At 39.7% G+C, this 21328-nt stretch carries 19 protein-coding genes; 9 read left to right on the forward strand and 10 right to left on the reverse strand.

Going from position 1 to position 21328, the window contains the following annotated elements; translation table 11 throughout:
- The first annotated feature begins 66 nt into the window (after positions 1-66).
- Complete coding sequence (locus AC5YDM_RS07560) at positions 67-1560, forward strand: S8 family peptidase (protein WP_496151497.1); 1494 nt, start codon at positions 67-69, stop codon at positions 1558-1560.
- Positions 1561-1662: 102 nt separating this feature from the next.
- Here the strand turns inward: AC5YDM_RS07560 and AC5YDM_RS07565 are convergent, their stop codons facing one another.
- Positions 1663-2961, reverse strand: coding sequence for a serine hydrolase domain-containing protein (locus AC5YDM_RS07565; protein WP_496151498.1), 1299 nt, complete (start codon positions 2959-2961; stop codon positions 1663-1665).
- A gap of 262 nt (positions 2962-3223) precedes the next feature.
- On the opposite strand from AC5YDM_RS07565, the gene rpsO reads away from it, so the two are divergent.
- From rpsO to AC5YDM_RS07580, 3 genes are all read left to right on the forward strand, one after another.
- The gene (gene rpsO, locus AC5YDM_RS07570) at positions 3224-3493 is read left to right on the forward strand and encodes a 30S ribosomal protein S15 (protein ID WP_496151499.1); all 270 of its coding nucleotides are present in this window, start codon (positions 3224-3226) and stop codon (positions 3491-3493) included.
- A 278-nt stretch (positions 3494-3771) separates the two neighbouring features.
- Positions 3772-5859 carry a polyribonucleotide nucleotidyltransferase gene (pnp, locus tag AC5YDM_RS07575; protein WP_496151525.1) on the forward strand — a complete coding sequence of 696 codons (2088 nt, stop codon included), beginning with the start codon at positions 3772-3774 and terminating at the stop codon, positions 5857-5859.
- A gap of 107 nt (positions 5860-5966) precedes the next feature.
- Complete coding sequence (locus AC5YDM_RS07580) at positions 5967-7190, forward strand: magnesium transporter CorA family protein (protein WP_496151526.1); 1224 nt, start codon at positions 5967-5969, stop codon at positions 7188-7190.
- 18 nt (positions 7191-7208) lie between these two features.
- Here AC5YDM_RS07580 and AC5YDM_RS07585 read toward each other — a convergent pair whose 3' ends face one another.
- From AC5YDM_RS07585 to AC5YDM_RS07615, 7 genes are all read right to left on the reverse strand, one after another.
- Complete coding sequence (locus tag AC5YDM_RS07585; RefSeq protein WP_496151500.1) at positions 7209-7478, reverse strand: HP1242/YdcH family protein; 270 nt, start codon at positions 7476-7478, stop codon at positions 7209-7211.
- A 91-nt stretch (positions 7479-7569) separates the two neighbouring features.
- Positions 7570-7908, reverse strand: a complete 339-nt coding sequence (locus tag AC5YDM_RS07590; protein ID WP_496151501.1) for a chaperone modulator CbpM — start codon at positions 7906-7908, stop codon at positions 7570-7572.
- Between the two features lie 11 nt (positions 7909-7919).
- Complete coding sequence (locus AC5YDM_RS07595; RefSeq protein WP_496151502.1) at positions 7920-8915, reverse strand: DnaJ C-terminal domain-containing protein; 996 nt, start codon at positions 8913-8915, stop codon at positions 7920-7922.
- Positions 8916-9129: 214 nt separating this feature from the next.
- On the reverse strand, positions 9130-9576 hold the full coding sequence (locus AC5YDM_RS07600; protein ID WP_496151503.1) for a DUF2147 domain-containing protein: 447 nt from the start codon (positions 9574-9576) through the stop codon (positions 9130-9132).
- A gap of 116 nt (positions 9577-9692) precedes the next feature.
- Entirely contained in the window at positions 9693-10568 is an 876-nt protein-coding gene (gene hslO, locus AC5YDM_RS07605) for an Hsp33 family molecular chaperone HslO (RefSeq protein WP_496151504.1), read from the reverse strand.
- Between the two features lie 50 nt (positions 10569-10618).
- Positions 10619-12517 (reverse strand): monovalent cation:proton antiporter-2 (CPA2) family protein, encoded by a 1899-nt coding sequence (locus tag AC5YDM_RS07610; protein WP_496151505.1) that lies wholly within the window; start codon positions 12515-12517, stop codon positions 10619-10621.
- Positions 12518-12719: 202 nt separating this feature from the next.
- Positions 12720-14942, reverse strand: coding sequence for a primosomal protein N' (locus AC5YDM_RS07615; RefSeq protein WP_496151506.1), 2223 nt, complete (start codon positions 14940-14942; stop codon positions 12720-12722).
- A gap of 152 nt (positions 14943-15094) precedes the next feature.
- Between AC5YDM_RS07615 and gspF the strand changes: the two genes are divergently transcribed.
- The 3 genes from gspF (at position 15095) to AC5YDM_RS07630 (ending at position 17465) form a co-directional block, all read left to right on the forward strand.
- Complete coding sequence (gene gspF, locus AC5YDM_RS07620) at positions 15095-16300, forward strand: type II secretion system inner membrane protein GspF (RefSeq protein WP_496151507.1); 1206 nt, start codon at positions 15095-15097, stop codon at positions 16298-16300.
- Between the two features lie 111 nt (positions 16301-16411).
- Positions 16412-16846, forward strand: a complete 435-nt coding sequence (gene gspG / locus AC5YDM_RS07625) for a type II secretion system major pseudopilin GspG (RefSeq protein ID WP_496151508.1) — start codon at positions 16412-16414, stop codon at positions 16844-16846.
- A gap of 280 nt (positions 16847-17126) precedes the next feature.
- Positions 17127-17465: a hypothetical protein gene (locus AC5YDM_RS07630; RefSeq protein ID WP_496151509.1), complete on the forward strand. Its 339-nt coding sequence runs from the start codon at positions 17127-17129 to the stop codon at positions 17463-17465.
- A gap of 103 nt (positions 17466-17568) precedes the next feature.
- On the opposite strand, the gene lnt is transcribed toward AC5YDM_RS07630, so the two are convergent.
- Together lnt and AC5YDM_RS07640 are read right to left on the reverse strand one after the other, a co-directional pair.
- On the reverse strand, positions 17569-19128 hold the full coding sequence (gene lnt, locus AC5YDM_RS07635; RefSeq protein WP_496151510.1) for an apolipoprotein N-acyltransferase: 1560 nt from the start codon (positions 19126-19128) through the stop codon (positions 17569-17571).
- The gene (locus tag AC5YDM_RS07640; RefSeq protein WP_496151511.1) at positions 19125-19964 is read right to left on the reverse strand and encodes a CorC family transporter; all 840 of its coding nucleotides are present in this window, start codon (positions 19962-19964) and stop codon (positions 19125-19127) included. The genes lnt and AC5YDM_RS07640 overlap by 4 nt, the downstream gene beginning before the upstream one ends.
- A gap of 342 nt (positions 19965-20306) precedes the next feature.
- Between AC5YDM_RS07640 and tusA the strand changes: the two genes are divergently transcribed.
- Both tusA and AC5YDM_RS07650 read left to right on the forward strand, forming a co-directional pair.
- Positions 20307-20564, forward strand: coding sequence for a sulfurtransferase TusA (gene tusA, locus AC5YDM_RS07645; protein ID WP_496151512.1), 258 nt, complete (start codon positions 20307-20309; stop codon positions 20562-20564).
- 186 nt (positions 20565-20750) lie between these two features.
- On the forward strand, positions 20751-21328 hold a 578-nt coding region (locus AC5YDM_RS07650), incomplete at its 3' end, for a phage late control D family protein (protein WP_496151513.1).

Genomic DNA, 21328 nt, shown 5'->3' on the forward strand with positions numbered 1-21328 from the left:
TTGCCTCACTAAAAAATGACTTAACTACAAATTATTTAACCATGAAATGAAAAAAATGGAGTAGCAATGAAAAAAAGCACTTTATGGTGTGTGATGACGCTCGGGCTTTGTTTAAGTGGCGTATCTCATGCACAAATCAGTACAGAACAAGCACATCGACAGTTAACTGCCGCAGCAAAACAAAAAGTATTAGATGGTTCTATTCATTTAGAAGCCTTATTGAAAAATAATTCAAATGACTTGATTGTTGAATATGTCACTGACACGCCGAGATCTTACGGTGCGAACATTCGTAGTAAAATTGCAGAACGTAAACAACAGATTCGAGAGCGTATTGGTCGTCGCGGTGGGGTGGAGTTATTGCGTGAATACAATGGTCTTCCATTGAGCTTTCAGCGTATTTCAAATCGTGACAGCTTAATTGCTTTACTTAACGATCCAGAAGTAAAGGCTGTTTATCCAAATAGAACCCTTAAATCACAGTCAATCAGCCAAAGTTTAAATTTGATTGGTCAACCAACGGCAAATAGCTCAGGGTTTAGTGGTGAGGGTACAACGGTCGCTATTTTAGATTCAGGTCTGAACTATAGACATGCTGATTTTGGTAGTTGTACTGCACCTGGTGTACCTGCAGCAACGTGTCGCGTTTCATACGTGGCTGATATTTCAAGAGATGATCGTTCACTTGATAACAATGGTCATGGGTCTAATGTTGCAGGGATTGTTGCAGCGGTGGCACCAAAAGCTAAACTGATTGGTTTAGATATGATGAGCTCATATGATGGTGGTGGTACGGGTGAGCAGGATATGTTGGCTGCGATTAACTGGGTGGTTAATAATGCGAAAAGTTTTAATATTTCAGTCGCAAATATGAGCTTTGGCGCTGACAATTTAGGATCAAGTAATTACTGTAGTGGTGCGTTACAAACCCCACTAGATAACCTGCGCAATGTCGGGGTTGTTCCTGTGATTGCAAGTGGTAATGCGGGATCAACAAATAGAATCGCTTACCCTGCATGTTTACAACGTGCTGTTTCTGTCGGTGCGGTTTGGGAAGCAAATTTAGGTCGGGTTAGAACAGGTGTTTGTACGGATAACGCTGTAGCCGATAAAGTTACTTGTTTTTCAAACTCTAATCAAAACTTAAGTTTCTTAGCGCCTGGTGGTCAAATTAATGCAGGCGGATTTACGAAAGGTGGTACATCACAAGCTACGCCACATGTTGCGGGTGCTTATGCTGTATTGCGTGCGGCACTCCCTAACGAAAGTATTGATCAACTCACTCAACGATTGAGCAATAGTGGTAAATTGACTACGGATCATCGTACAAGTAATAGAGTGACTCCACGTTTAGACTTAGCTTCGGCAGTTCGAGGAGTTACTGCAGGAACGATTCAACCATCTGTAACCCACCCGCCAGTGGTACAGCCACCTACAGTACAACCTCCAACGGTTCAACCACCTGTTAATCCTCCACAAGTCGTTCAACCACCTGCTGTAACTCAGCCATCGGGTCAAACTTGTCGTCGGATTTTCTTTGTTACCGTATGTTCAGGCTAATAATACGGTTGAATTTTTAATAAAAAAGAAAAGCCATCTGATTTATGAGATGGCTTTTTTATTGAGTATTATTTTACCAATGGGCGATGAGTCGGAAATTGCTTAAACCAGTTCAGTTTCATTTCGATCAGTGCCAAATAATGCACGACGCTTATCTTTGGAAATTTTTGGACATTGAGTTGAGATTTGATAAAGCACATTAGCTAAGGCGGGCAAATGAGTTCCCACCACAGATTTACCTGTATTCAATAAGGCAACACTAATATCACGCTCAGGATCCGCCCAACATAGAATGTTTGAAAAACCTAAATGACCAAAGGCTTGCCCTGAATTTGGACCAAATATTCCAACAGGATTACTACCCAACATTGGTCCAAGTGCATAGCGCATTGGTGCAAGCAAGTTACGGTCAATGGTGGTTTTTGATGTTGGTAGGGTTGAGCGAAATACCGTTTCAGGGCTTAAAATTTGTTTACCTTTATAATTTCCGCCATTGAGTAACATCTCAAAAAAACGATTGGCTTGCTCTGCGCTGGTATAAATATTTCCTGCTGGGCAAACGGTATCCATAAAACGAGGATCGTTGGTCACGTCAACGGTGAGTTGTAATCCACCACCCAATACACGGTTAAGGTAAAGATCTGTGCCTAATTTAGGATGCATGCCTGTTGGATAGTTAGTCGCAACTTGATCTCGATATTCAGGCTTTAAGCCATAATTGAAGAAATCCATTTCCATGGGGTTTTCAATATTCTCATGCAAAAACTGACGAATATCTTGTCCTGTTACTCGTTCAACCAGTTCACCTAAAATATACCCCGCGGTGACAGCATGGTAAGCCAATTGATTGCCACTATAAGAGATAGGTTTAGCGGCATATAACAATTTTAAAATCTGTTCGCGGTCAAAGAGCAACTCAGGTGTGACTTCTGTTTCAATATTGGGGATACCACCACGATGCGACAGCAAATGAAAAATGGTTGCGCGACGTTTTCCATTGGTAGCAAATTCAGGAATGTAGTGGCTCACAGGATCAAACAAGTTAATTTTGCCTTGTTGATTGAGTAAATGAACCAACATTGCGTTAACGATTTTAGAGGCTGAAAAAAGACAAATCGGCGTATCGGGATTGGCAATAACCGCATCATCAGCAGATTGATTTTTTGTCACCGCGTGTTGGTATCCGATACTTCGATTGATGATGATCTGACCTTTGCGACGAATACATAGGCTGATGAGTGGGTGATTGCCTGATTTATAAAGTGATTCGACACTCTGCCAAATTTTTTGAACTTGTTGTTCTGTCATCCCACCCATTTCGGCTGAAACTTCATGTTTCGCTTGAGTAATGCTGTTTAAATCTTGTGGGACATAATAGGTGTTGGTTGAAAATAACTTCACGAAGATTCCATGTTATTTGTTTTTATTGAATCAAAGTGTGTACGGAGTTTCAGCTTTTGTCAGTGTCTCTAGCGCTTGTAGTCCGTGACATTTTTGCAAGCCAGTTTATTGAAACAAGATAAATGCTGATAACTTTGCAATCTGAGGGTAGTTCCTTTAAAATAGTTGACTGCTGTAGTGATGCACGGCAGTCAACTTAGCTTTGAAGAGTGAAGTTGATTTGTATCAAATACTTAACATATAAGCATCTCGGAGAAATCGAATGGCTTTAACAAATGCAGATCGCGCAGAGATCATCGCTAAATTCGCTCGCGCTGAAAACGACACTGGTTCACCAGAAGTTCAAGTAGCTCTTTTGACTTCACAAATCAATGATTTGCAAGGTCACTTCAAAGAACATAAACACGACCACCATAGCCGTCGCGGTCTTATCCGTATGGTTAACCAACGTCGTAAGCTTCTTGATTACCTTAAAGGTAAAGACGCTACTCGTTATGCTGCATTGATTGCTGCTTTAGGTTTACGTCGTTAATTCGATTAAACTTTTATTTTCGGACTATTGCATGTTACGTGCTGTAATACTGAAAACTAAAGTCTATCTAGCTTGGTCTAGATAATGGGGAAGGGGCGATGTTTCGCTCCTTCTTTGTGTCTTAAATTCATATTTTACTCATTATGAGTATTTTAGTTATCTGGTGAGGTCGGCTTCTAAGCTTTGTCATTTATAATCGAACTCGGATTTCTGAGTTGTGAATGTCAAACCTTAGGGGTCTCCACTAGAAGAAAATCGGGAAACATAAAAATATGTCGATGTTTAATATTATTCGTAAAGAATTCCAATACGGTCAACACCAAGTTGTTTTAGAAACTGGTCGTGTTGCTCGTCAAGCTAATACTGTTGTCATCACAATGGGTGGTGTACAGGTTCTTGTTGCAATCGTAGCTCAACCAAAAGCAAAAGCGGGTCAAGATTTCTTCCCATTGACTGTAAACTACCAAGAAAAACAATATGCTGCTGGTCGTATTCCAGGTGGTTATGGTAAGCGTGAAGGTCGTCAGTCTGAATCTGAAACTTTAATTTCACGTTTGATTGACCGTCCAATTCGTCCATTGTTCCCAGAAGGTTTCTACAACGAAATTCAAGTAACAGCGACTGTTATTTCTTCTGACAAAACGATGGATGCTGACATTGCTGCAATGTTGGGTACGTCAGCTGCGATGTCAATTGCGGGTGTTCCTTTCCGTGGTCCGATTGCTGGCGCACGTGTTGGTTTAATCAACGGTGAATACATCCTTAACCCGAACCATGAACAAATGAAAGAGAGTGATCTTGATCTTGTTGTTGCGGGTACAGAAGCTGCTGTATTGATGGTTGAATCTGAAGCGAAAGAACTTTCAGAAGACCAAATGTTAGGTGCTGTGCTTTTCGGTCATGACGAAATGCAAATCGCGATTCAAGCAATTAACGAATTTGCTAAAGCTGCTGGTGCAGTTGAATCAACTTGGGTTGCTCCAGTTAAAAATGAAGCACTTCTTGGTCAGTTAAAAACTGCTTTTGAAGCGAAAATCTCTGAAGCATACACAATTGCTGTTAAGCAAGATCGTTATGCTGCATTAGATGCACTTCACGTAGAGGCTGTTGCTCAGTTCGTTCCAGAAAATGACGAAACAGGTATTGCTGCTGAAGTTGACGAATTATTTGAAGACCTTAAATACCGTACAGTACGTGACAACATCTTGTCTGGTAAGCCACGTATTGATGGTCGTGACACGAAAACTGTTCGTGCAATCGACGTACAAGTGGGTGTATTGGGTCGTGCTCACGGTTCTGCATTGTTCACACGTGGTGAAACTCAGGCCTTGGTAACAACGACTTTGGGTAATACTCGTGATGCGTTGATGGTTGATACCCTTGCTGGTACTAAAACTGACAACTTCATGTTGCACTACAACTTCCCTGCATACTCTGTAGGTGAAACTGGTCGTGAATCTGGTCCAAAGCGTCGTGAAATCGGTCATGGTCGTTTAGCGCGCCGTGGTGTTCAAGCTGTTCTTCCAGCAGCTGACCGCTTCCCGTACGTCATCCGTATCGTATCTGACATCACTGAATCTAACGGTTCATCTTCAATGGCTTCTGTATGTGGCGCTTCGCTATCACTTATGGATGCAGGTGTTCCGCTTAAAGCGCCAGTTGCGGGTATCGCAATGGGTCTAGTGAAAGAAGGCGAGCGTTTCGCAGTTCTTTCTGACATCTTAGGTGATGAAGATCACTTGGGTGATATGGACTTTAAAGTAGCAGGTTCTGCAAACGGTATTACTGCACTTCAAATGGACATCAAGATCGAAGGGATCACTGAAGAAATCATGGAAGCTGCATTGAACCAAGCTTATGCTGGTCGTATGCACATCCTGAATGAAATGAATCAAGTGATTTCACGCGCTCGTCCTGAAATTTCTATGCACGCGCCTACATTCCAAGTGATCAATATCAACCCTGATAAGATCCGTGATGTAATCGGTAAAGGTGGTGCGACGATTCGTGCGATCACTGAAGAAACTAAAGCTGCAATCGATATCGAAGATAACGGTACAGTTCGTGTATTTGGTGAAACTAAAGCTGCCGCTGCTGCTGCTGTTGCAAAAATCCAAGCACTTACTGCTGAAATCGAACCAGGTACAATCTACACTGGTAAAGTCATTCGTATCGTTGAATTTGGTGCGTTCGTAAACATCCTTCCTGGTACTGATGGTTTACTTCACATCTCACAAATTTCGAATGAACGCGTTGCAAATGTGACTGATATCTTAACTGAAGGTCAAGAAATTAAAGTACAAGTTGCTGACGTTGACAACCGTGGTCGTATCAAATTAACAATGAAAGACATCGAACAAGCTTAATCCCTTGATCTGTTTACACTGTTATTGAAAAAAGCCTGCATCAAGCAGGCTTTTTTTATGGCATGATTTCGGCTAAGACTTATTCTAACATTCATCACAACGTCGCTATGCAAACTTATTATTTTTATCAGCATCAGACTGAACATTATATTTATGTGACTAAAACAAAAATACAGGATCAAGCACCTGAATTTATTTGGGTGGATTGCTTGCGTTCAGATGTGATCAATCGATCAGAAGAATGGAATAAGGACATTCAGCAGTGTACTTCTCTAGTCTTAAATGAATTTCATATCCGTGATATTTTGAATTTAGAACATCCGTGTGTCTTCGATACGATGGATGATTATGATTTATTGATTTTTAGAAAACTGATTACACCCGAAGATAAAGTCAATATTAGTGATCAAGCTCTGGAAAAGCATGAAAGTTTATTTGGCTTATCAACCACACCGACCAGTTTTATTATCAATCCTCAAGTTTTAGTCACCATTCGTGAGCAAGGGAATAAGGCGATAGAAAACTATGTCACACGGATTGAAACCATTGTTTGTCGTGCTATGGAAGAGCAGAACAAGCCTCGAAAATTGGCGAAAACACCTATCGATCTGACGCTTAGATTATTAAATACGATGGTCGATGGTTATTTAGATCTCAGAGTTCCTTTAACCGCACGCGTTGAATATTGGCAACAACAGTTGTTGCAGGGGCATCGTCGTTTTACGCAGTGGAATCAGCTATTACAAGAAAATATGGCATTCCAACAGGTTGAAAATATTTGTGAAGAGCAAATTGAAACCCTACAAGAACTTCGTGATGAAATCGTTGACAACTATCCACATTTGAAAGGTAAGAAATATTCAGAAAAACAAGATTTAGTGTTGGTACGTGTAGATGATTTAGTCAGCCATATTGAACGTATTCAGAAACATACCACTCGTTTAAGAAATGCAATTCAAGCAGCAATTGACTTACACTTTTCAGCAGTAGCGAACCAGACCAATGAAAATATGCGAATTCTTGCGATTATTACTGCGATCTTTGCACCATTAACGTTACTCACAGGCATTTACGGAATGAACTTTGTCGCTATTCCGGGACTGCATGATCCGAGAGGGTTTTGGATCATGATTGGTATTATGTTGCTGTGTACCGTTATTTTAATTATTTTCTTTTATCGACGACATTTAGTTGGGCGTGGAGAGCGTAGTGTGATGGATATGTTGGCGCAACAACATAAAGATCAGCATGTGAATTTTTTCTGGTTTTTAGATTATGAGCCGATTAAAAAAACCATGAAAGAAGTTGAAAAAATCACTCGTCTCAAATAGTAAGGATAATCGAGTGATTTAAATCTGAGTTTGCACAGAAGTCGTTTTTAAAATCTGATAAAGATGATCCTTCAACTTGAGTTTTTTGCGCTTTAATAGCTCGATGTCATCATTGATATTGATTAGATTGACGGGGTCTTGCTCAAGTTGTGTAATCTGACGATTTAAATCATCATGATCTTCCATGAGTCTTGCAAAATGGACATCTTCAGTCGCTAACTTTTGCATTAAGTCACGATATTCTGGGAACATGTTCTTTAACTTTTTATTCAAATTTTTGCTGTTCATGTCGCTGTCATTACCTCTTTCAAATGATAAATAATAGAGCAATTAGCAAGCACTGATTCTAAGAAAATCAGATTTGTATAGCTGAGAATACTTAGCTATGCGTCATTTGTACGTGTTTAACTTCCTTGCGTAGTTGTTGAACCTCATCGATTAAATCCAACATCATTGCTACCGCAGAAAGACTGGCATCAAAATCGCGTTGTAAGCGATAGGCACGGCGTGCACGAGATAATTCATCACCAAAGAATTGATGAATACGTGTTTCTGAACGGGCAGGTAGGATTTCGTATTCTAAGAGCTGCAGAACCCATTCAGGGCTTTGTCCACATGCTTGTGCGAAATGTGTTAAATCAAAAATATAATGTTCATCGACGATTTCAGCTTCTAAACATCCATCTTTAATAATTTCTCGATAATGAATCGTGGTCATGATGATTCTCCTTAATTCGATCTCGGATTAAAGTGCGAAAATGCTTGGGCAAAGTCTTGATAGGCATTGATTTGCTGTTCAGTCTCAGCTTTTGGATAAACAATATTGAGAACCAAATAAAGATGCCCAGGTGTTTTAGAGGGAATACCTTTGTCTTTCAGGCGTAATTGTTTTCCGTAGACAGTATTTTTAGGGATGCTGACTTTCACTTTTCCAGAAGGGGTCATAACTTCAATGTCTTGTCCTAGCGCTGCTTCCCAAGGGCTAATATCAATGTTGTAATAAATATCGGCACCTTCAACTCGAATCTGATCGGTATTGATATATTGAATCTCAATATATAAATCACCTGCTTCACCGCCATTGATTCCAGCTTGTCCTTGTTTAGCTAAACGGATTTGCTGACCTTCTTTCATGCCTTTAGGGATTTTTACTTGTAGTGTTTTACGTTGAACCTCTGGCTCACCATAGACATTGTAGGTTGGAATTTGCAAAGTAATGGTTTGGGTTGCCCCTTCAAAAGCAACACTCAGATCCACGTCTATACGAGCATGTTGGTCTTCACCTTTGAAGCTAAATTGCTGTGATTGACGGTTTTGGTTTGCCTGTGAACCATTACGTTGATACCGACCGCCACCAAAGCCTTGTCCAAAACGGCCAAATAAATCTTCAAATCCACCATAGTTATTTTGGTTAGAACCATTTTGATCAAAACCGCTGTGATCAGTGTTTTGATTGAATCCTTGTCCGAATCCACTATTAGAATTTCCGTCACGGAACTGATCGAAACTCTGAGGGTGGTCTAGTTCGAAATCATATTGTTTTTTCTTTTCTGGATTACTCAGGACATCATAGGCCACATTGATGCTCTGCATCTTCGCTTCGGCATCAGCTTCTTTACTGACATCGGGGTGATATTTACGTGCGAGTTTACGATATGCTTTTTTTATATCTTCTGGATTGGCATCACGTGAAATGCCGAGTTCTTCGTAATAGCTCTTTGCCATAGGTTATCTATATTTTTTGATCAAGTTTTATTCATTATTAGCTGAGTTTGCTGTACGACTGTATTATTTCTTAGTGTTTAATTGTTTCTATTTTTTTCAAAAGGATGATCTGAGATCAATGTCACACATATTTCTTTTATTTCAATGTTGAATAGACTCACTTCAGTGAGTCTATTCAACAGATATCTGTATTTTAAATTACAAGATCGGACTGTTAGTTGGTACGAACCCAAGTGGTTGAACGTCCTAACATTGATACGCCGATATAGCCACGTAAACTTACGCGATTTCCACGTGCATTAATTTTGGCTTTACCGTTATAAACATTGCCTGAAAGAGGGTCTAGGACTTTGCCATTGATATATTCCAATGGTGATTTTGGATTTTGTTTAAAGCCCGAAACAATTTCTAAACCTACTAGTGGTTTGTTTTTTAAAGAACCTTTGCAGTTAACACAGACATCGACTAACGGTTTATCGGGTAGGGGGCGAATCGTGACGATCTTTCCTGTATAGCTACCATCTGAGTTTTTAGTCACCAAAACATCTGCACGGGAAAATCCAGTCTTATCATCGATTGTTTTCCATTTTCCTGCAAAATCGTTTGCAGATGCAGTGCTCATACATAATACACTGAGTAACAATCCATATATTTTATTCATCTCATACATCCTGTTTTTGTTATGTTCAAAAAAAATGAGTAAGACTATGCTTACTCATTTTTGTACTCAAAACAATCAAATTTTGATAAATTTAATCAATTAAGTAATTGTTTAAATTAGCTTAAGTGTTCACCAAATAAACCTAAAGCTTCTTCTGCTGTAAAGCTATAACGTGTATTGCAGAACTGACAATCCATCGTAATTGGATTTTGCTCTTCCAGCGTTTCTTTCACTGAATCTACACCAATTTGTTCAAGCGCTGTAGCACAACGTTCTTTTGAACAGGTACAACCGAAGTAAAGATTTTCAACCTCAGGAAGACGCACTTCTTCTTCGTTATATAAACGATAAAGAATTTCTTGCGCTTCTAATTGCGTCAGCTCATCCGCTTTAAGTGTTTCTGTCAGCATCGTGAGACGTGGCCAAATGTCTTCATCGACGCGTTGTTGCTCTTCTTCATTATTACGTGGCAATAATTGAATCAGTAAACCACCTGCACGTTCAGCAGAGCTTGCTAAAACAATACGTGTCGGGATTTGCGCAGACAAATCATAATATTGCATTAAGCATTTTGCTAGATTCGGCTGATCTAAAGGCACGATCCCTTGATAACGTTCACCAAACTCGGGCTCAATATTAATAAAAAGCACAGGGCTGACTAAGGTATTCAGCACGGTACTGCTGTTTTCAGCCGCATTGAAGTGAGGGTCTTGTTCATAATCCGCCAAAGCACGTACTTCACCATTATGATCACATTCAGCCATAGCCCATTTGAGTGTGCCAGATGCTTGAATTTGGAGGCTAATACGTCCTTTAATTTTAAGCGTACTGGCAAGGAGTGCGGTTGCACTTAACATCTCACCCAATAGTACTTGGATAGCAGGTGCATAATCGCGCTGAGACAAAATAGTTTGTAATGCTTTTTCTAGATGAACGACTTCACCACGAACAGGACTGTTTTCAATATAAAAACGTTGACGTAAATCTGACATAAAATTCTCCAAATCCCTGCTTAGATGGTGACGAAATTGTAAATCACAAGTTAATTTTCTTCATCACGACAGACATTAATTTGATCTTGAGGAGGATGATTGCGAGCATGGGTGAATTTAGATGCATCGGAGTGATGTCTGTATACATTGGGTCCAAGCTCTAAAGGTGAATCATGTTCCTGAAGGTTCTTTGAATCACTTTCAAAAATATGTTCCAACTCTGCAATAAAGCCACGATAGCTTTCATACACTTTCTGTTCATCCGTGTATATTCGCTGCTGTTCTGCAATCAGTTTCTCATCATAGTCACGGAATAGCTCAATGCTTTCTCGCGCTTGTTCTTCAGGAATATCCAATAGACATAATGTTCGATATGCCATGCCGAGCGATGATAAATAGGTTTCACGCCAAATGTATTCAATACCTAAATCTTTGAGCAGATGCATATGATAGCGGTCACGTGCACGTACGACTAACATCAAACTTGGATAGTTCAATCGAAGGTGTCGTGCCACATTCATAGAGACTTCTACATCATCAATTGCCAATACAAAGACTTTGGCATTAAGGATGCCTGCGGAGCGTAATAGCTCTGGTTGAGTGGCATCTCCATAGTATAGCTTACCGCCGTATTTTCGAACAAAATCGATCCGTTCTAAATTGTTATCAATTGCGGTAAAGGGTAGGCGATGCATATGTGCCAAACGAGCAATAATTTGTCCCACTCGACCAAAACCTGCAATGATCATATGAGGATGCTCATCTGGAACATCATCATACTCTGGGGCTTCAGTCTGTTGATCTAAATGCGGAACTAACCACTTAGTCACAATCCAAAATAGAATAGGCGTCAACGCCATAGAAACTGTCACAATCAAAGTCACAGGATTCATAATGGCATCGCTAATCACTTTCTCACTTTTTGCAACTGCAATAATGACATAAGCAAATTCACCCCCTTGGGCTAAACATACAGCGGTTAAAACACTTTGTTTCCAGTTGTATTGATAATATCGTGCAATACCAAGCATGATGAGCGCTTTCAAGAGCATTAATAATAAAGCACCACCAATAATGATTAGGGGTTCTTCGATAATTAATGCTAAAGGTGTCGTCATCCCAACGGTCATAAAAAATAGACCGAGCAATAAGCCTTTAAAGGGCGTAATACTGGCTTCAAGTTCATGTCTGAACTCAGAGTCTGCCAATAGTACACCCGTTAAAAATGCGCCTAATGTTGTGCTAATACCGAGTACATCCATCAGCACGACTACACCGAGGACAATGAATAATCCTGCGGCAGTCACCAATTCGGTTGCGCCACTTTTGACAATGAATCTAAAGAAGGGGCGCATGATATAGCGACTAAACAGGAACAGACCTGTAAAGGTGGCAATGATTGCAGCAAAATAAGCAATACCATGATGGGTTGACTCTGCACCAGCCAATAGCGGAATAATCGCAATCAGTGGAATAGCGGCAATATCTTGGAACAGTAAAATAGAAAAAGATTGCTGACCATAGGTTGTATTGAGTTGTTGTTTTTCTGAAAGCAGTTGCAGGACGAACGCTGTAGAAGACAGTGCCAATGCAAAGCCAATCACGAAGCTGGCACTTAAACTCTGTTGAAATAGCAACCATACAGTCGCCATTAAAATCACACCTGTGATGATGACTTGTGAACTACCAATTACGAAAATTGAACGTCGCATTTGCCACAATCGTTGTGGACGGAGTTCAAGACCAATCAAGAACATCAATAAAATGACGCCAAATTCGGCTAAGTGTGAAATTGCAGTGGTGTCTTGAGCAATATTTAAAACACTTGGTCCAAGCAAAATACCTGTGAAAAGATAACCGAGGACGGTTGCAACGCCGAATCTTTTTCCGAGTGGAACAAGAATTAATACAGCGCCTAAGAAAATCGTTATTTGAAGCAAAAGCGACATCGGCTCTTCCTAAGCATCATGATTGGTCTGTAGAAATTGTAATCCTGAAAAGCATGCCTGTGTATGAAAATTTGTGTGATTCACTTTGAGGCTTTAAATTTTTATCTATGTAATTCATTTTATTGAATCAGTTCAAATGATCAACTGTAACAGTCCTACATTTGTTTTAGATCAAGCGAGTAAGCTTCACGAATAAATCAAATTAACTTAACTCTTGTGGATCAACATCGATGGTGAGTTTCATCGAAGATGGCTTATAGAATAAAACTTGTTGCCACCATTCTCGAACGTAAAAATGCAGTTTGGCGCGTTCAGTTGATAATAAAACCACATGCGCTTGGAAGCGACCTGCTTTACGCTCCATCGGTGCGGGGATTGGTCCCCAAATATCAATCAAATCACCTGAATGCTGACGCAAAAGTTGAGTCATTTCATTGAGGAATTTTTGATTATCCTCTTGGCTTTTGGATTCACAGCGAAGCATGACTGCATAGCGACACGGAGGTAGGAGTGCTATTTCGCGGTCATGTAAGGTTTCTTTGGCGAAAGCACGATAATCTTTAGTAATTAAAGTATTTAGCAACGGGTGATCAGGTCTGAGCGTTTGTAAGAAAACTTCACCTTTTTTCTCTCCACGACCCGCTCGACCTGCAACTTGAATAATGAGTTGGGCAGTTCGTTCGGTTGCTCGAAAATCAACACTGAGTAATCCAGAGTCAATATCTAAAATCGCAACCAAAGTCACATAAGGAAAATGATGACCTTTAGCAAGCATTTGCGTGCCTAATAAAATCATCGGTTCACTTTTGTGGATTTGATCGTAGATTTTTTGCCAGCTTCCGACACGACTTGTAGAGTCACGATCGACACGAACAATATTTTGATTGGGGAAAAGCTCATTCAGGCTTTCTTCAACCTTTGCTGTTCCCATACCAATCGGCTTCAAAGTGCTTTGATTACATTGCGGGCAGGCATCAGGAAGTCGGTTGATCGTTCCGCAATGGTGACAGTGTAAATGTTCATACGGTTTTTTATGTAGGGTGAAGTGAGCATCACAATGTGGACAATTGGCTTGCCATGCACAGCTTTCACAAATTAAAACAGGTGCATAACCACGTCGATTTAAAAAGATCAGGACTTGCTCTTTTTTATCCAGTCGGTCTTGAATCTCTTTAATGAGGGTTTCGCTAATACCATGCTGTTTTTTCGCAATTTTGAGATCAATCAAATGCATTTTAGGCATGATGGCACCGCCAGCACGGTGATTTAATTCTAAACGCGTTAATTTACCTTGATGGGCAAGATGAAAACTATCAATACTCGGTGTCGCTGAACCTAATACAATTGGACATTTCTGTAGATGTGCACGATACATGGCAACATCGCGTGCATGGTAACGAAAGCCTTCATGCTGCTTAAATGATAAATCATGTTCTTCATCTAGAATGATCAGCCCCAAATTTGGCATCGGGGTAAATAGCGCAGAACGTGTACCGATAATAATTGATGCTTTGCCTGTTTGTGCATGTTGCCATGCCTGCAGACGTTTACTGTCGTTCAGACCTGAATGGAGCAAAGCAATATTGCAATGAAAACGAGATTGAAAGCGACTCACGGTCTGTGGGGTTAAGCCAATTTCAGGCACTAATACCAATACTTGTTTACCTTGTTTCAATACCTCGTACATGGCTTGTAAATAGACTTCTGTTTTACCACTACCGGTTAAGCCATCGAGTAGAAAGGCTTGATATTTTTTTAAGGATTTAACAATACTTTGAATGGCAACTTTTTGTTCGTCATTGGCCGTTAATGGCATTTGAGCCAGTTGTACAGGTTCTGGGCTGAAATCCTGCGGTTCAAGTTCACATTGAATAATGTCTTTTTTTTCGAGTGCTTTGAGTGTCGCCGTTTCAATCCCACTCAAATTGAGGATAGTCTCCGCCGTTCCATGTGGATGAAGCTTTAAAATTTTATAGGCATCTTGTTGCTTTAAGGAGCGTTTGAGTTTGTCTTCAGCTTGTTGATCAATGATTTTCCAAGTGAGTGCAAGTAAGTTGTATGGTTTTCCCTGACGTAATAGTGTCGGAATTGCACTATGCATCACTTCGCCAATCGGGAACTGATAATAAGATGCTGACCATTTCACTAAATTTAAAACTTGATCATCTAAAATCGCATGATCATCCAAAAGCTCTGTAATGGCTTTAAGTTTAAAGCGGGGATCTAGAGGTGTATCTAGAGGTAATTTTTCTGTAATTAGACCCACGAGATTTTGTCTGCCAAAAGAGACAGAAACCCGCGCTCCTACAGCAGCTTGAGCATATTGCTCAGCAGAGACTTGATAGTCAAAACAATCATAAAGATGCACAGGCACTGCGACGCGAATGCGATAGATGGCTGGGCTTAATTCTGTTGTATTTGACATAAATATAGTATAAATCGCTGAGTTGAAATTGATCGTTAAGCTGAAAGGCTTATGTTAAAGTGAATTGTCATTTATAAAGAATGAATATGAATGATTTTAGTGGTCTGACGCAATACTGCAGACAAATTAATTGGACGTACTAGAGCATTATAATGCCTGCATATCAATATACCGCCGTAGATGCATCAGGAAAGCAACATAAAGGCGTGCTCGAGGGTGATTCAGCACGACAGATTCGACAGCAACTCAGGGACAAACAATGGATCCCGATTAATGTTGATGCTGTTGAATCGAAAGATAAAAAGCAATCTACAAGCGTATTTCGGAAAAAGTTTACGGCATATGATTTGGCATTGATGACACGTCAATTGTCGGTTTTGGTTGCAGCGGGTATTCCACTTGAAGAAGCTTTACATGCGGTCACCAAACAAAATGAAAAAGCGCATATTAAAAATTTGATGGCATCTGTCCGTTCTAAAGTGATGGAAGGGCATTCCTTAGCACAAGCGATGCAGCAGTCGAGTAGTTTTCCTGATCTGTATATTGCAACGATTGCCGCAGGAGAACGTTCAGGTCATTTAGATTTAATTTTAGATCAGTTGGCTGACTACACTGAAAACCGTTTTGCGATGCAAAAGAAAATCCAAGCGGCGATGGTCTATCCGATTATTTTAATGCTGATGTCATTTGCCATCGTGATGGGATTAATGACTTATGTTGTTCCAGACATTGTCAAAACATTTGATCAAAATAAAGATGCATTGCCCTGGATCACCGTTGCATTAATGAAATCGAGTGACTTCATTCGACAGGCTTGGCCATTCATGTTGGTCTTTTCAGGTCTTGGTATTTTTCTATTAATTCGTTTTTTAAGAACATCGGCAGGACATTATGCCTTTGACCGATTAACCCTAAAATTGCCACTTTTTGGAAAGCTGTCTAAGGGAATTAATGCTGCACGTTTTTCTAGTACTTTATCGATTTTGACGCAGTCCGGTGTACCTTTAGTTGATGCATTAAAAATTGGTGCAGCGGTGAGTAATAACTGGGTCATTCGTGATGCAGTCAATGTTGCAGCAGAAAAAGTCACGGAAGGAGGTAATCTAGGAACGCAGTTGGAGCGTTGTGGTTATTTTCCCCCAATGATGGTGCAAATGATTAAAAGTGGTGAGACATCGGGTGAGTTGGATCGCATGTTAGATCGTGCTTCTACCATGCAAGATCGAGAAGTGACGACACTCATTTCAACTTTATTGGCACTCCTTGAACCTTTAATGTTGGTATTAATGGCAGGTATAGTTTTGGTGATTGTGATCGCAGTGATGTTGCCAATCGTTAATATGAACAATATGATTTAATTAATTCGCAATGGATCTGTGCCAAAATCGAATAATAGATTCAACCTTTTTATTGAAAGACTTATTGATAAGAATCATTGATGATTCAGAATGTATATAGAGAGAAATTAAATGCAAAAAACGATGCAGGGTAAGCAATCTGGTTTTACTTTAATTGAAGTCATGGTTGTTATTGTGATTTTGGGTGTTTTGGCAGCGTTGATTGTACCGAACGTGATGGGACGTGGTGAAAAAGCCAAAGTCGATACCACTTTGATTACTTTAAAAGGTGTGGCGGGTGCATTAGATCAGTACAAACTAGACAACAATCAATATCCATCTATGCAAGATGGCGGTTTGGATGCATTAGTCACTCAGCCTGCATCTGCAAAAAATTGGTTACCAGGCGGTTATGTCAAAGGTGGATATCCAAAAGACAGTTGGGATAATGACTTGCAATATGTAATTCCAGGTTCAGATGGGCGTGCATTCGATTTATATTCTTTTGGTGCTGATGCGAAGCAAGGCGGTGAAGGAAATGATGCAGATATTTTCTATACACCTTAATTGAAAATCATTCTGATTTATTTGGAGTGGGAATAATCACTTCATTTGATCGAATTAATAAATACCAAATGAAGTGATAATGTTTATCATTTAATTCAAAAATTTAAGTTGTTGAAATAATTAAATAAAATATTTATTTCTATTTGAGAGTTATAATAAGAATTATTCCCATATTTAATAGTTACAAGAAAAATAAAATATGGATAAATATAGACTTTTTATTTTTTAAAATACTTGCATAATAGATCCCAATACATGGGAATATGATGGAGGGGGTTAAATGAAAGCATTATTTATCGCAGATGAAATCAATCAATTTCATTGGTCAATGCTAAAATCCGTTCTGTTGATTCTTAGCTTATTACCATTGAGCCAATTTTTTATCAGCTTATGGCAACATACAGATGGCAGCAGCCAAATCATGGTCGGCTTCATGGCGATCAGTGTGTTTAGTGCAATCTCCATTATCAGCTTTTGTAGTGCTTTGCATGCAAGCGTGATGAATGTTCAGCAAGATGAACAACCTTCTGCTTTTGAACAGATGATCGTCAAACTTTATCGCTATATTCCGATGTTAAGTTTGGCTGTGATGATGTCTTATTTAGCGACTCAATTTTAAAAATATCGTTTAGAAATTGTGTATCGCTTAGAAACTTAGAATTCATAAAAAACCGAGAATAAGTCTCGGTTTTTTATCGCTGATTTTAAGGTTTTAGTTTGGACTAACGTCTAGATTTAAAAGAGACATCGACCTTACGTGGACGGTAAATCCAGCCTACAATTAAAAGTAATAATGAAAAGATCAGAATAGGCCAATCACTTAAACGGTTATACAAGGTTTGACCTTGCATTGCAGGTAACTCACCGCGTAATACGGCTCTTTCATCCATAGGGGCTTGTTTTACAATCTGCCCTTGATGGTTAATAAATGCGGTTACACCTGTATTGGTTGCACGAATAAACCAACGACCATTCTCTTTAGCGCGCATTTGTACCATTTGTAAGTGTTGCAATGGTCCAGCTGTACCTTTAAACCATGCATCATTTGAAACGGTGACAAGGAAATCACTGTTCATTGCATTACGACGCGTTAAGTTCGGATAAGCCACTTCATAGCAAATCGCAGCAGCTAAGTGTTTACCTTTAATTGAGAAAGGTTGTTGATCACGATCACCACGTGAAAAGCCACTCATAGAAGGATCATTTTGTAGTGCAGGAAGAACCCAACTTAAGAAACCTGAAAGGGGAATATATTCACCAAAAGGCACTAAGCGTTGCTTTTTATACAAGCCAGATGCATCACTGCCAGATGCCATCATCGCATTGTAATACATCGGATAACCGTGTTGCTGAGACTCTTCAAGATCCCAATAGGGAATACCTGTCACCCAAGCAGTATCTGTAGTTTTACCTTGTTCATCGAGTGCTTTTAAGAAGGGTTCGATGTCTGTTTGGAACAGAGGGATAGATGATTCTGGCCAAACGATGAGATCACGTCCCCATTCACTACGACTGAGCTCGGCATAAATTTCTAAAGTTTTAACTTGGTATTCAGTGAGCCATTTTAAGTCTTGTGGAATATTGCCCTGAATTAAAGAAACTGAAAGTGGCTTCTCAGGTTTTTCTTCCACAAATTGAATAAAAGAGACAGCCCATGCACCAACTACAAATAAGAGGGAAATAAATGTCCATGCATATTTTCTTCTTAGTGTTTCAACAAGCGCGCATGCCAATAGGATGACCACGAAAGAGACAGCATAAACACCAAAAAGGGGTGCATAGTTATCGAGTAAACGCTCAGTAAATGCATAACCTGCGAACAGCCATGGAAAACCTGTAAATACCCAGGTTTTTGCCCATTCAAATAACACCCAAATTGGGGCAAAGGTCAGCGGTGTTTCTGGGAAGAATCGACGGTATAACCATGTTTGAAATGCAGTAAACAAACCCATCAACAGTGCCATGATGACAATCATCACAACACTTAAAAAGGCATTGGTATCGCCGTAAACATGGATAGAAGTGTACAGCCAAAAAGCACCGACAAACCAAAGACCGAATCCATAAGACAAACCAATCGCAAAAGCTTGCTTTGCTGTTTTTTGATGTAAAACAGCATAGAGCAAAGCTGGAGAAAGAATGGCTAACCACCACCAATGAAAAGGTGCTAATGCAAAACTAAAGATTGCCCCTGAAATAAGGGCAATCAACAATGGAAAAATAAAAGGTAATGGTTTTTGTTGTTTTGAAGGATTTAACTGCTTGTCAAAAAAAGCTCTCATTTACGTACGGCTCGAATCAGATGAATAGTGCGGGCATCTGCTTCGATAATGGTAAATTCCCAATTATCGAGTTCAATCACTTGCCCTTGCAAATCGCTTACAAGACCAATTTCTTGAAGCAATAGACCGCCCATAGTCTCTACTTCATCGTCAGAAAAATCAGCATCTAAAATATTGTTGAAATGTTCAATTGGTGTAAGTGCCTGAACCATCCAAGTATTTGCGGTTTCAGGTGACTGGTCTGGAATAATATAGTTGGCTTCTTCATCAATATTGTCATGTTCATCTTCAATTTCACCGACAATCTCTTCCAGAATATCTTCTAAAGTGACCAATCCCGAAGTCGTACCATATTCATCAATCACAATCGCAATATGAGTCTGCGTATTTTTAAGCATACGAAGTACTTGATCTGAACGAGCGCTTTCTGGGACAAATATTGGCTGGCGCATTAAGGCATGAACAGTAATGCTCGAATCACGGTCACTCAAAAATGGTAGAAGATCTTTGGCCAGTAGTATCCCAACAACATTATCAGGCTGATCAGTTGAAAACACAGGAAAACGAGAATGTGCTGACTCAATCAGAACGGGTAATATATCAAGCAGATCATCATCTTCTTGTAAGCTGACCATTGATGTACGAGGAGTCATGACTTCACGGATTTTGGTCGCTGGTAGATCGAAAATACCTTCAAGCATTGCAACGGTATCGGGCTCGAGTAATCGACGAGAATCTTGTACGATTTTTAATAGTTCATCTCGGGTTTCTGGCGCTGTACCTAACCATTTGCGTAAACCGCGCATACCCCATGATGTACCTGACTCATCTTGCATGATCTTTCCTGAAGACTCTTGAAATAAAAATAATATTTTTATCATACCTCAGAAAAAAAAGAAGTCTATGCATAAACATGAACACTAGTCGGAATGAATTAAATCATTTTATGAGACGGGTTGATGGAGTGTGAGAAATAAGCAAAATTCATTAAAATATATGATTAATAATAAAATTTGGTAATTAAAATTTTGGTATGTGAAAAGGGGAAATTAAATCTAACCTCAAAAAGGTTAATCTTGAGTTAAATGTGGATGAAAATAGTCAGGCTTAAAATTGATGGGGGTAGCTGTAGTGCTTGGCTATGTTAGAATGGTTTGATTTTTAACTTGAGTTGAATCATGACTGAGTCCAATGTTACGCCTACCATTCAAATTAACACGCGCGGTCTACGTTGCCCTGAACCTGTGATGATGTTACATCAAGCGATTCGAAAGTCTAAATCTGGTGATATTGTGGAAGTCTTCGCAACCGATAACTCTACATCTTGGGATATTCCAAAGTTTTGTATGCATTTGGGACATGAATTATTGCTTCAAGAAGAGCATTTAGATGGAGATGGGAATAAAGAATTCCACTATTTGGTTAAAAAAGGATAATCAAATAACTCATCATGCAGGTTAAATTAACTCAAATAAAATGAAAGCCAACTATGATTTTGATCAGTTGGCACTTTAAATCTATTTATCTAATTCATTTACATAAAACTGTTAATTTTTGAGCTAATTCGTTCATTTTTTGTTTATAATAATCTCAAAATATTTCAATAATAATTAATTTGGCTAATGAATAGTTTTCTAGACAACATTAACAGCGTTTTGGATGGTTTGGGCATTGACTCAAAAAAACGAGCAATACACGTACAATTCTCGAATCCAAGTCTAAACCAAGAAGTCTTTCTACAACGCATAGACGGACAACACACGCTTAACGAAGGCGTGAAAGCAGAACTGATCTGTTTATCTACCAATGCCACCATCTCCCTCAAAGAATTCATCGGTTGCCAAGTAGCCGTAGACCAAGTGACCGAAAATGGCACACTGTTCAGAACCACAGGGATAATCACCGAAGCAGCCCAAGGGCAAAGTGATGGCTCACTGACCCTCTACAAACTCAACTTAGAAGACGCAACCACACTGTGGCACAAACGCCGCAACAGCCGTGTGTTCATGAACAAATCAGCGGTTGAAGTCATTGAAACCATCTTCCAAGAATGGCAAAACAAAAGCCCACTGTTTGCAGCAAGCCTAAGCCTAGATCTCAGTGGGCTTCAACAACAATACGACGTCCGTCCGTTCATCATGCAAAGCAACGAAACGGACTACGACTTCCTGACGCGTTTAATGCGTAGCGAAGGCATCAA

Source organism: Acinetobacter sp. CY81, assembly GCF_059515925.1.